We start from the raw sequence: 12,081 nt of genomic DNA, 5'->3' as shown, positions 1-12,081 counted from the left end.
CTACTGTCCATACAAAGAAACGTGCAGAATATCGTACCCTTTATTAACAAAAGCTTTAAGTTATCAACAAATCGTTGTATTTCCCTTGCTATTACTTGCGTGATACGATTATCCGTATAAATTTGTAGAGGATTTAACAATCACGTTTAACCAATTTATTAATAATTAAACTTTATATTATGAACAAAACAGATTTAATCGACGCAATGGCAGAACACGCAGGAATTACTAAAGCTGCTGCTAAAAAAGCTTTAGAATGTGCAATTATTGAAATAGAAGGTGCTTTACAAAAAGGTAACCGTGTTTCTTTAGTTGGATTTGGTTCTTGGTCTGTTTCTAAAAGAGCTGCTAGAGAAGGTAGAAACCCTCAAACTGGAGAGACAATCAAAATCAAAGCTAAAAACGTTGTTAAGTTTAAAGCTGGTGCAGATTTATCAAACGCAGTAAACTAATTATTAGTTACTCCCTATAAAATTTAAAAGCCTTCATAATTATGAAGGCTTTTTTTATATCCTGAATTCCTAAAGTTGCTTTTTTAATAAATAAATGTTAGATTTAATTAATCTTAATCATTGAATATATGATTACATTAAAACCTAAAAAAGGAAATTTATTAATAGCAGAACCTTCTATTATAGGTGATGTTTCCTTTAATAGATCTATTGTTCTTATTGCTGATCATTCTGAAGAGGGCTCTATAGGTTTTATTTTAAACAAACCTTTAGATTATACCATTAATGAACTGGTTTTAGAAATTGAGGCAGATTTTAAAGTTTATAATGGTGGGCCTGTAGAACAAGATAATCTTTACTTTATTCACAAGGTTCCAGACTTAATTCCTGATAGTATTGAAATTTCTCTTGGTATTTATTGGGGTGGTGATTTTAATAAAGTTGTAGAACTTATTGCTGCAGATATTTTAAAAGAAAATGATATTAAATTCTTTCTAGGTTATTCCGGTTGGAGTGCTTTTCAGTTGGATGACGAACTTAAAGCCAACTCTTGGGTTGTAACCGAAAATATCTACAAAAAAGAGATCATAGAAAAAGACTATAAATCCTTTTGGAAAGAAAAAATGTTAGAGTTTGGTGGCGAATATAGTATTTGGTCTAACGCTCCAGAAAACCCTAACTACAATTAACTTAATCTAATTGCGGTATTAAGTTTTCCTATTAATGACTTTGCGACTTCCGTTGTAAAGATTTTTTTCCTGTATTTACTTATTGGTTGTATCCCTGCAATAACATTAGTTATAAAAATCTCATCAGCTTTCTGAAGTTCAAATGGAGAAACAGACGCTTCAAGCAACTCATAATCTTCAATATTCTTTAAAACCTCTATAATCTGCTTACGCATAACACCCTTTAAACATCCGTCTGCTAATGGCGGGGTCTTAATGGTGTTTCCTTTAACCACAAATATATTTCCGTTTAAAGCTTCAACTACTTGTTTATTCGTATTTAAGATTAAGCAATTATTTAGGTTATTTTCTTTGGCATAAATACTTCCTACTACATTTAAAGCTTTATTATTAGTTTTAAGCGTAGATAATAAACTTGGAGACACATAGTAATCTTTAAAAAGATCAACTTCATAAGCATCTTCATTCAATATATAAAAATTGGAATCTAAAGGCCTTACAGAAACTACATAACTCACATTATTATCTGTAGGTGTATATAAACCTCCAGTATTTCGGTTCACAATAAATTTTACTCTAGCCGTAGATTGTAACAAATCATTATGCTCTAAAGTTTTTAGAATTTCGGCTTCAATAAATTCCATTGTAAAACTCATTGGAATCTCCATACGCATAATACGCATTGATGCCATTAACCTAAAATAATGATCTTCTAAAAAAAGTAGTTTACCATGACTTACTTTAATGGTTTCAAAAAGCGCATCGCCATAATTAAAGCCTCTATTATCTATAGATAGCACACTGTTATCTTCTAAAATATCTCCGTTAAAATTTATCATAAAAAATCCCGTCTTGATACTTAATCAAAACGGGACAAATATAGCTTAATTAATCTACTTAAATTCTAAACTGAGCCTAATACATGCTTTAAATCTGATATCTGATTTTCCCATAGCATTTTAGCTTCGTCAACTTCATCTTCTTCAGCAAAATCGGTAACCATTAAAGATACATCTTTGGTAATTTCATCCACTTGTATTCTAATTTCAAAGTAACAAGAAGCATTATCCTCTTCATCTTCTATCCATCTAAATTTTACACGTTCACCACTTTTTTTACTAAGCAATTTTGCCTGCTCTTCACTATCATCCCATATGAAAGTAAACAGTTCTCCTCTGGAGTTTACATTATCTGAAAACCATTCTGATAAACCAGAAGGTGTTGATATATATTGAAATAATAATTGAGGTGAGGCGTGTATTGGAAATTCAATATCAAATCTAATTTTATCGTCCATGTGTGCTTTGAATTTTTAACTTTGCCTAATATATACATTAATTGATAAGTAAGGCAATTTTTTTAATAATATTTTATTTGAGTATTATTTGTTAGCTTTAATAATGTTTTTATATTTGCAGCCACAAAATTATGGCGAGGTAGCTCAGTTGGTTAGAGCGTCGGATTCATAACCCGGAGGTCTCGAGTTCAAATCTCGATCTCGCTACAAAAGTAAAAGCTTGATATAGAATAATATCAAGCTTTTTTATTTCATATACTTTTTTAAAATTAACTGCATACATCGCACTCACCAACCAACAATAAGCTTGCAGATTCTACTTTAAAGCCTTTAGCCTGGGGGATCTCAAAACTTGTAGGCAAACATTTTACAACACCGCAAGACTTACATTGAAAATGCGGATGAATATCGTTATGTTTTTCGCATGAGCAGCTTTGACATTTTGCATACCATTTAAGCCCTCCTTTACCAATAAATGAATGAACAATACCATCTTCCATTAGCTTATCAAGAATGCGGTAAACTGTAGTTTTATTCATTTCAGCAGTCAGCATCTTCACGAGGTCAGCCACAGAAATCGCTTTATTCTTTTTATCAAAAATTTCTACAATTCTCTTTACCTGTTTAGTTTGTCTCGTTATTCCCATAATTTAAATATAATGCAACTATGTTGCAATAAACAAAAAACTGATGTACTTTTGCACCCTTGTTGCATTTAGAACTAAATTCATGTTTACGTCTTTAAGAAAATCAGATTTTATAGGTGTTGTATCAAGTGCGCTTTGTTTAATACATTGTTTGGCAACACCCTTTTTATTTATCGCTCAAGCCCATAGCGCTCATGTAAATGAAGCGAAACCTATTTGGTGGTCTTGTTTAGATATCATTTTCTTGGTGCTTTCCTTTATGGCAATATATAAAACAGCAGGCAGTACTACAAAGAAATGGGTAAAACAGTTACTTTGGTTTAACTGGGCGCTTTTAACTTTTATTATTGTAAATGAAAAAGTACATTGGCTTCCTTTACCAGAAGCGGTAGTATATTTTCCTTCCATAGCACTTATCGCATTGCATATTTATAATAGTAAATACTGTCATTGTGATGACACCGAATGTTGCGTAAATAATGTTTAACAAAAAGAAAACAGCTATAATAAACCACCCATAAAAGATGGAATAGAAAAACAAAAAGGCGTTTCAGAATAAATCTAAATCGCCTTTTTAATTGTTAATAAAAAAGTATTAACTGAAAGCTAATCCGCCATTAATATCAATATTATTTCCGTTAATAAAAGAAGCCTCGTCTGAAGCTAAGTAAGCTACTAAATCTGCTACTTCTTCAGCTTGTCCTTCCCTTTTTAAAGGTGTTGCTCCAGCAACTTTTTGGCGAATATCATCCTTTGTAAAATCATCATGAAATTTTGTCCCAATTAATCCAGGACATACAGCATTTACGCGTATACCCTTTGGCCCTAATTCTTTAGACATGGATCTTGTAAAAGTTGTAACTGCGCCTTTAGAGGCAGCGTATAAAGAAGAACCTCCACCTCCTCCATCTCTTGAAGCTTGTGAAGAAATATTAATAATAGCACTCCCTCTTACAAATAAAGGCTCAAACGCTTGCATGACAAAAACAGTAGACTTAAAATTCACGCCCATTACTAAATCATAAAATTCTTCATTTAGTTCAGCTAACGTTTTTCTAGCGAATAGACCTCCTGCATTATTTATTAATATATCTACAGTGTTTCCAAAAGCTTCAACAGACTTGTCTTTTAACATCTTAATATCCGATAGTTTAGAAACATCTGCCTTAACAGCAACAGCTTCACCTCCCATTGCAACTATTTCTCTTACTGTTTCTTTTGCCCCTTCTTCAGAATTATAATAGTTCACCACAACTTTGGCTCCCTCTTTGGCTAGCTTAATAGCTATTGCTTTACCAATATCTCTAGAACCTCCTGTTACTACAGCTATTTTATTATTTAGTTTGCCCATAACATGACTCCAAAAGTTAACTTATATGATTTACTTAAATTTATTGATATTTAAAAACAAAACCAAACCATAACTCTGCTCAAAATTATAGTTTGGTTAAGATTTTAGCGTATATAAAAACAATACGCCTTTAAAACTTATAATGTTAAATTCCTAAACCTTGTCCCCCACCAATTTGAACCGTTTCTGCAGTGATAAACGAAGCATCTTTACTTGCTAAAAATGATACAACACCTGCAACTTCTTCTGGCTGTCCTAGTCTACCTAACATAATGTTGTTTTTCCAAGATGCAAATACCTCTGGTTTGGTAGATTTAATTTGCTTGTGAAAATCGGTATCAATAGTTCCTGGAGAAACCGCATTTACTCTAATGTTGTATTCTGCTAAGTCTTTTGCCAAAGCTCTAGTTATGGTATGAACGGCGGCTTTAGATGTTCCATAAATTCCTGCTCCTGGTCCACCCGCATTCCAACCGGCATTAGAGGTGTAATTAATTATTGAAGCATTATCACTTTTCTTTAAAAATGGAATGGCAGCTCTGGATGCAAAAAATGTTGAATCTAAATTTAAAGCCATTACAAACCTGTAAAATTCTGTTGTCATATCTTCAAATCGCGATCTTCCTCCTAAGCCACCGGCGTTATTTACAAGTACATCAATTTTTCCATATTTCTCTCCGATTTTTTGAATGTTCACTGTTACAGCTTCCTCTTTTGTAACATCAAAACCATAGTATTCCGCATTGATACCTTCGGCCTTAAGTTGAGCTACTCTTTCTGCTCCAGCTTCATCTTCAATACCATTTAAAACTACAGTATAACCATCTTGTCCAAGTCTTTTAGCCACTTGAAAACCAATACCTCCTGTGGCACCCGTTATCACCGCTATTTTATTGTCTAAACTACTCATATTCTTTACTTTTACTTGTTTTATATATTATTTTAATTTTTATTCTATTTTGCCTTTAGTGGTTCTATTTTTCCGCATAATATCCAAATGCTTGCAAGTGCAATAATTGCTAATGCTGCACCAATAATAAATGCTGGTGTATAATTACCTCCCATTGTTAATATTGGTACCAAATATGTTAATCCCGATGCAGTAAGTTTTGCTGCCATTCCTGAAAAACCTGCCAAAGTCCCTACTGTTTTACCTCCAAAATAATCGCTTGGAAGCGTTTGTACATTTCCTATGGCCGTTTGGAAACCAAATAGTATAATGGCCATGATAATAACAGCAGTAGTTGGTGCTCCAGGATTAGCCATTGCCAATAAGGATGGTAACATTATTAAACACCCCAAAGTGATAACCAACTTTCTAGTTTTATCTACCGTCCAACCTGCTTTTATTCTGTTTTGTGCTAATAAACCACCAAACCAAGCACCTAGCATAGCCCCTACATAGGGAACCCAACCATAAATACCAATGGTTTTTACATCCATGCCATATACTTCAAAAAGATAAATTGGAATCCAGAAAACGAATAACCACCAAATAGGATCAATTACTGCAGAGGCAACAATTACACCCCAGCTCTGTTTTCTAGATAATAGTTCTTTAACTGAAGGGTTGTATCCTTCATCATATGTTCCGTCTGCATCAACATCTTGATTCTTCTGACCTGTTAGGATATATTCTCTTTCTGCATCTGTTATCCAAGGGTGAGATTTTGGCGGCGCTTTTACAAGAATTAACCATGGAATTAACCATAATAGTCCAGCTAATCCAACTAGAACAAAAATAGCTTGCCAACTAAAATGTATTGTTAAATAAGCAATTAACGGAATGGATATAATACCGCCAATGGCTGCCCCAGAGTTAAAGATTCCTTGAGCTAAAGCTCTTTCTTTTGTTGGGAACCATTCTGCGTTTCCTTTTGTTGCTCCTGGCCAGTTCCCTGCTTCAGCTATTCCTAAAATACCTCTAAAAATCCCAAAACTTAACAAGCCTTTTGCTAGTGCATGCAGTGCGGTGGCAATAGACCAAATACCAATGGAGAGCGCAAATCCTATACGGGTTCCGACCCAATCAAATATTTTTCCAAAAATTGCTTGTCCAAAAGCATAAGAAAACACAAAAATTATTGAGATATATGCATAAATGGATTTATGCTCATCTGCTGTTTTATCCGGATATAAATCTCCTGCTATTTCTGGCCACAATACACTTAGTGATTGTCTATCAATATAGTTGATAATTGTTGCTAAGGCTATAAGCCCAACAACCCACCATCGTAAACCTTTTAATTTCATATACTTTGTTATTTTATTTAGTTTTTGCCTTTTTAAGTTAGCGTTTTATTACCTTATTTTAAGGTAAAAGTATCCTAGTGCTGATGTCATCAGCATTACTCAAAAAGAATATTCTAAAATCTTAGGCTACCTAAGTGCCTCTTTTGTGAAGAAATACATATGTATTTACTTCCCTCCTACTTCTTATATTTAAAATCGATGTTAAGGCGTGCACTCCTAACTTCGACTAGTTATTATTTTATATTATTCACTATAACAATACTGATATAATGCTTTAAAGTGAACCTTCATTTTTTCTTTGGCTAATGCTGGATCTTGATTTTTAATCGCTTCAAAAATATCTGTATGTTCTTGAATTCCTAAAAATGATTGATCTTCATCACAAACATGGTATTTTTCAAAATTTGTTATAATTTCGGGTGTAATAGTTAACATTAAGGTATTCATTGTACTATTACCACTTGCTTTTGCTATAGCCAAATGAAAAAGTAAATCTTCCTGAACGGCATCTTCGTTATTCATTACCTTTTTATTGTAGGCATCAAGGGTTTCTTTCATATGTTCTAAGTCTGCCTCAGTTCTTCTTGTTGCCGCTAAACTCGCTGTTTTTAACTCTAAAAGAATTCTTGTTTCTACAAGAGATTTGAAATCAGGTTTATCTAATCTCAAAATATCCTCTATCATTCCATTTAAAGCTATAACCCCAATATTAGCTACAAAGGTTCCACTTTGAGGAATTGATTTTAACAAGCCATAAAACTCCAACTTCTGAATGGCATCCCTAACGTTACTTCGTGTTACTTCAAACCTTTCTGCAAGCATTCTTTCTGACGGCAACTTATCTCCTGGTTCAAGATTTTTATAATTAATTAGATCTCTAATCTTAGCGATTATGTCATTCTGTATCTCTTGATTTAATGTAACTGCTTCTAACTTCATATGCTTACTTTTTTATATCTACTAAATAGAAATCCAACTATTTGTTTTTTCTATACCTGCTATTTTATAATCTTTAAAACTTCATTTCCTTGGCTATAAAACTGGGTAACCAATTTGTTAAAATTAAAAAAAATTGCTCAATCCATTTTTTACCTTGTCATCAAATTTTAAATGCTTTATCAACATTCTTCCTAATGATTAACCTCTAGTTCATAATACTTTAGTGTTGCAAAAGCACCTTCGTCTTTGGTTGCTAAATAATTTCCTGCCTTAAAATAATTTTCAAAGACACCCCATTTCTCCATATGTACGTCATTATAAACAACGTTTTCCGTATCATTTAAAATAACCTCCATTTTACCTTCAGAAACTTTTACTTCTAAAGTAAAGGGATTGAAACCGACGTACTCCTCAAAATTATACCCCTCATCATCTCCCCAAGCACTGGTATGCAATATTTCTGTGTCTGAGGCATTTAAGTTCTTCAACACCTTTGTTTTTACTCTAACGTAGCCATAATGCCAATATATTTTAAGCATTGGTGGCGCATTATTATCATCTTCACCTATTAAATCTCTTTGGGCATTGGTTAAGCGTCCATGGATTTGCATAATAATGGTTCTGTGATATTTATTGTTGCTATCTTTAGAAACTTCGCTCATTTGTAACTTTCCCTTCATTGTTCCTCCTTGTTTAAAGGTCCAATTTGTACTGTTACTTCCAGGTACCATTTGTTCTCTTAACTCGGTTCTAGAATAGGACGAGTTTGCGGTTGATGTGCCTGGATATGTATGAAAAACTAAAGCACCATTCACAGAATCGTTATAAAAAAATGGTTTTAAAGTTTCATTAGTAGCATAGTTTAATATTTCTGGAGGTTCAACCTCTGTTGGATCCCCAATTGGTAATGTTACTTTCCAATTGTTTAAATCGATGTTAGGCAATTTATAATTTTGAGTTTCTTCTTCCTCCTCCTCCTCATTATCTTGTTCTTCTTCCTCCTGATTTGCAACAGGTTTTGGTCTATTTTCTATTTCATTATTGCTACTGCAGGAAATAGACAGCATACCAAACATCATTAGTACAACTAGTGTTTTTATTACGTTTAATATGTTACTCTTATTCATCATATATTAATGACTTACTTCTAACTCGTAAAATCTAACCTTAGAAAAAGCCCCTTTGTCTCTAGTTTGAAAATAGTTACCTGCTTTGAAGTAGTTTTCAAAAACACCCCATTTTTTCATATGAATGTTTTTGTAAACTTTAAATTCATTTTTGTTTAAAATAACTACCATTTTACCTTCAGAAACTTTTACTTCTAAAGTAAACTTCTTAAAACCAACCTCTTCCTCAAAATTAAAGCCTTCATCATCTCCCCAAGCCTCTTCATGAAGAATTTCAGGAACTCCAGCATTTGGATCTTTTAAAACTTTAGTTTTAACTCTAATCTTTCCCCTATCCCAATAAATCTTTAAAATGGGAGGCGCATTATTATCATCGGCACCAATTAAATCGCGTTGCTCATTGGTAAGACGCCCATGAATTTGCATAATAATCGTTCTATGATACTTTCCTTCTGCATCTTTGGTAGAAGCGTCCATTGCCAATTTACCTCGCATATAAGCTCCATCTGCAAAAGTCCAATTCACATTATTATCACCAGGTTTCATTTGTTCTCTAAGTTCAGACCTAGTATACTTTGTATTTCTAGTTTTAGACTTAGTAGGCATTGCATGAAATACAATAGCGCCCTTTGTTGAATCTATATACATATAGGGTTTTGCTACTTCCATACTAGCAAAATTTTCAATTTCAGGTGGTGCTATCTCCACTGGTTTACCTTCAGGGGTTGTTACTGGTAAGGTCACCTTCCAATGACTTAAATCTATTTTTGGAAGCTTCACCTTTTTTTTCTTCTTCTTTTTTACAACTTTAACATCCGATTCTGAAACGCCACCTACCTTATTCTGACAGGTAGCGTTTACAGATATAAAAACTATTAAAATTGTTGTTAATATGTCTTTTCGGATATAACTCATCTCAAATAACTATTCTGCTGGATACACTTTTACATTATCCACATATGCGTCCTGTTGTGTCTCACCCCAAATAAGGATAGAAACTAAACCAGAATCATTTGCTGTAAATTGTTGTCTTACCAAGGTAAAATTACCTTTACCTAAAAGGTTTCCGCCTTCATTTCTAACAATTGGACCTGCGTCTGAACTTATAATAGCATCTGCACCATCATTAAAGTGACCATCTAAAATCTCTCCAACTATTTTTGCACCTGTATTAGTACCATTATCATTTTTAATAGCATATTCATACTCTAAAACATACTCACGTCCTGGTGAAACTGTTAAAGCTTGGTATGCATATCTAGAAGACGAACTTCTGTAAATTCCTGATGATGTTCCATTTGTCCATTTAGCTCCTGGTGTTTTAGAACCGTTATCAGAACCGTCATAGTTAAAATTAGAGCCATCACTACTTGAATTAAACGGACTTGTTGTTCCTCCTGAAAAAGTTGAGAATTTCCAATCACTCTGACCATCACTAAAATCTCCATTTATTATAGTTGGATTAATAGCTGCAGGAATTGGGGGTTCTTCAACAACAATATCCATTGAGAATGTACTAGATACACCTAATTTATCTGTTGCTGTTAAGGTAACGGTATAAGTACCTTCATCTGGAAACGTATTTTCTCCATCTACTCCATTAGATGAATTTCCATCTCCATAATTCCAAACATAATCTGTTGCACTAGAAGACGTGTTTCCAAAAGTCCATGTTAAAAAGTCTTCCGTCTCAGATGCCGTAAAACTAGCAGCTGGTGGTGTTTCATCTTCTTTAGAATTTGCTTCTGGCAAATCATAAGACAAAGAGTCTAAAGTAGGATCACATGATAACACAGAGCTCATTAAAACTATAGCTAAAACGCTCTTTATTGTTATCGATAAACGTGTTTTTAAATTAATTTTTTTCATCTTAATTCTTTTATTTATTAATAACCAGGGTTCTGGCTCATAGCACCTTTACTAAGGTTAATCTCTCTTTGAGGGATTGGTAACAATAAATCTGAAGTCGTATAACCTAAACCGTTAGCAGCAGAAAATGCCGAAAGCACTGCCTCTGCTCTTCCAAAACGGATTAAATCAAATAACCTTTGATTTTCAAAAGCCAACTCTACACGTCTTTCTAATAATAGCGCGTCTTTTGTTATTATTGTAACTGTTGTTGGTAAACCTGCTCTATCTCTAACCATTTGGAAAGATGCCAATGCTGCTGCATCAGTTGTTTCATTTCCTCCAGCTAAAATGGCCTCCGCATGCATTAGTAGAACATCTGCATAACGTAAAACAATCCAGTCATTTCCAGCCAAAGTAGCGTCATTCACAAAAGTTTTTCCATCTGCTCCTCCATCTTCACCATTAGGTAAATATTTTGTTACCTGATTTTGTGAAGTTTGACTTGGATCATTTCTAAAAGAATATTGTGTTCTGTCTCCACCAAAATCTGTTAAGGCTGTAATTACATCATCTGTAACATAGTTTACACCAGCGGTTCTACCAACACCATTCATCCATTCTGCTGAGAAATTTTGACTATCTGAAGACAGAGCAGACTCATAACCTATAGCAAAAATGATTTCACTATTTCTTTCGTTATAGAATATGTCATTAAAGTTAGGTTGTAATGAGAATCCACTAGCCATTACAGCTTCACATAAAGATTGTGCCTCAGAGTAATTTCCTAAAGTTAACTGTACTTTGGCTAATATTCCTTGAGCAGCAGCTCTTGAAGCTCTAGTTTTATAAGTATTATCTAAACCATCAATTGCGGTTGTTAAATCACTAACTATTAAATCATAAATTGTTGAAGTAGCTACTCTGGTATATTGTGTTTCTGTATCTAAAGGTGTAATTACTTTATCTACTAAAGGCACATCTCCATACAACCTTACTAAGTTAAAATAAGCTAATGCTCTATTAAACTTAGCTTCTGCCTCAAACGAAGCTGCTAAATTTGCATCGGTTACAACACCTAAATTTTCTAGAACAATGTTTGATCTAAAAATGACGCTATACATACTTGCGTAGTAGTTACCAACAATACCGTTTGTTGCTTCTACATTGTAAAACTCAAACTGAGCCGCTTCACCTTCCTGACTCTTAGTTCTTGTATTGTCACTGCGCATTTCAGTAAGGTAAAACTCGTATTGCACACTGTGGTTATTACTTAAATCATTATCGTTAACACCTTGCCATGCATCATAAATGGCAATTACTCCAGTTTCAACCTCATTGGCATTATTAAAGTAAGCATCTGCTGTTATACCAGAATCTGGAACCGGCTCTAAATAATCACTACTACAAGAGGTGACTACACTTACCGCGGTAAGTAATAAAGCTATATATTTTAATTGTTTCATAATATCTCTGTA

14 protein-coding genes and 1 tRNA gene are annotated in these 12,081 nt (G+C 33.6%); 4 read left to right on the top strand and 11 right to left on the bottom strand.

Annotated features, from left to right (window positions below; genetic code table 11):
* The first annotated feature begins 179 nt into the window (after positions 1 to 179).
* Together FUA24_RS08490 and FUA24_RS08485 are read left to right on the top strand one after the other, a co-directional pair.
* Positions 180 to 452, top strand: coding sequence for an HU family DNA-binding protein (locus FUA24_RS08490; protein WP_148541332.1), 273 nt, complete (start codon positions 180 to 182; stop codon positions 450 to 452).
* 128 nt (positions 453 to 580) lie between these two features.
* Complete coding sequence (locus FUA24_RS08485) at positions 581 to 1,141, top strand: YqgE/AlgH family protein (protein ID WP_148541330.1); 561 nt, start codon at positions 581 to 583, stop codon at positions 1,139 to 1,141.
* On the opposite strand, the gene FUA24_RS08480 is transcribed toward FUA24_RS08485, so the two are convergent.
* Together FUA24_RS08480 and FUA24_RS08475 are read right to left on the bottom strand one after the other, a co-directional pair.
* Positions 1,138 to 1,980 carry an aminotransferase class IV gene (locus FUA24_RS08480; RefSeq protein ID WP_148541328.1) on the bottom strand — a complete coding sequence of 281 codons (843 nt, stop codon included), beginning with the start codon at positions 1,978 to 1,980 and terminating at the stop codon, positions 1,138 to 1,140. The two genes, FUA24_RS08485 and FUA24_RS08480, sit on opposite strands and share 4 nt — an antisense overlap.
* Positions 1,981 to 2,045: 65 nt before the next feature.
* A complete protein-coding gene (locus FUA24_RS08475; RefSeq protein ID WP_148541326.1) occupies positions 2,046 to 2,438 on the bottom strand; it encodes an START-like domain-containing protein in 393 nt (130 codons plus the stop codon).
* Between the two features lie 133 nt (positions 2,439 to 2,571).
* On the opposite strand from FUA24_RS08475, the gene FUA24_RS08470 reads away from it, so the two are divergent.
* Positions 2,572 to 2,645, top strand: a tRNA-Met gene (locus FUA24_RS08470).
* A 62-nt stretch (positions 2,646 to 2,707) separates the two neighbouring features.
* On the opposite strand, the gene FUA24_RS08465 is transcribed toward FUA24_RS08470, so the two are convergent.
* Positions 2,708 to 3,085: a Fur family transcriptional regulator gene (locus FUA24_RS08465; RefSeq protein ID WP_148541324.1), complete on the bottom strand. Its 378-nt coding sequence runs from the start codon at positions 3,083 to 3,085 to the stop codon at positions 2,708 to 2,710.
* Positions 3,086 to 3,128: 43 nt separating this feature from the next.
* Between FUA24_RS08465 and FUA24_RS08460 the strand changes: the two genes are divergently transcribed.
* Positions 3,129 to 3,572, top strand: a complete 444-nt coding sequence (locus FUA24_RS08460; protein ID WP_246147001.1) for a MerC domain-containing protein — start codon at positions 3,129 to 3,131, stop codon at positions 3,570 to 3,572.
* A 108-nt stretch (positions 3,573 to 3,680) separates the two neighbouring features.
* On the opposite strand, the gene FUA24_RS08455 is transcribed toward FUA24_RS08460, so the two are convergent.
* The 8 genes from FUA24_RS08455 to FUA24_RS08420 all read right to left on the bottom strand — a co-directional run bounded on the left by FUA24_RS08455 (position 3,681) and on the right by FUA24_RS08420 (position 12,069).
* A complete protein-coding gene (locus tag FUA24_RS08455) occupies positions 3,681 to 4,436 on the bottom strand; it encodes an SDR family NAD(P)-dependent oxidoreductase (RefSeq protein ID WP_148541321.1) in 756 nt (251 codons plus the stop codon).
* 145 nt (positions 4,437 to 4,581) lie between these two features.
* The gene (locus FUA24_RS08450; protein ID WP_148541319.1) at positions 4,582 to 5,346 is read right to left on the bottom strand and encodes an SDR family NAD(P)-dependent oxidoreductase; all 765 of its coding nucleotides are present in this window, start codon (positions 5,344 to 5,346) and stop codon (positions 4,582 to 4,584) included.
* A 44-nt stretch (positions 5,347 to 5,390) separates the two neighbouring features.
* Positions 5,391 to 6,689, bottom strand: a complete 1,299-nt coding sequence (locus FUA24_RS08445) for an MFS transporter (RefSeq protein WP_148541317.1) — start codon at positions 6,687 to 6,689, stop codon at positions 5,391 to 5,393.
* A gap of 243 nt (positions 6,690 to 6,932) precedes the next feature.
* Positions 6,933 to 7,628: a FadR/GntR family transcriptional regulator gene (locus FUA24_RS08440; protein ID WP_148541315.1), complete on the bottom strand. Its 696-nt coding sequence runs from the start codon at positions 7,626 to 7,628 to the stop codon at positions 6,933 to 6,935.
* Positions 7,629 to 7,819: 191 nt separating this feature from the next.
* Positions 7,820 to 8,758 carry a polysaccharide lyase family 7 protein gene (locus FUA24_RS08435; RefSeq protein WP_246147000.1) on the bottom strand — a complete coding sequence of 313 codons (939 nt, stop codon included), beginning with the start codon at positions 8,756 to 8,758 and terminating at the stop codon, positions 7,820 to 7,822.
* Positions 8,759 to 8,761: 3 nt separating this feature from the next.
* Positions 8,762 to 9,670 (bottom strand): polysaccharide lyase family 7 protein, encoded by a 909-nt coding sequence (locus FUA24_RS08430; RefSeq protein ID WP_148541313.1) that lies wholly within the window; start codon positions 9,668 to 9,670, stop codon positions 8,762 to 8,764.
* A 9-nt stretch (positions 9,671 to 9,679) separates the two neighbouring features.
* Positions 9,680 to 10,624, bottom strand: coding sequence for a PKD domain-containing protein (locus tag FUA24_RS08425; RefSeq protein ID WP_148541311.1), 945 nt, complete (start codon positions 10,622 to 10,624; stop codon positions 9,680 to 9,682).
* Positions 10,625 to 10,641: 17 nt separating this feature from the next.
* Positions 10,642 to 12,069, bottom strand: coding sequence for a RagB/SusD family nutrient uptake outer membrane protein (locus tag FUA24_RS08420; RefSeq protein ID WP_148541309.1), 1,428 nt, complete (start codon positions 12,067 to 12,069; stop codon positions 10,642 to 10,644).
* Positions 12,070 to 12,081: the final 12 nt, after the last annotated feature.

It is taken from the genome of Seonamhaeicola marinus (assembly GCF_008085455.1).
The sequence above is the reverse complement of the archived record's forward strand: the minus strand, read 5'-3'. Positions and strand labels throughout refer to the sequence as shown.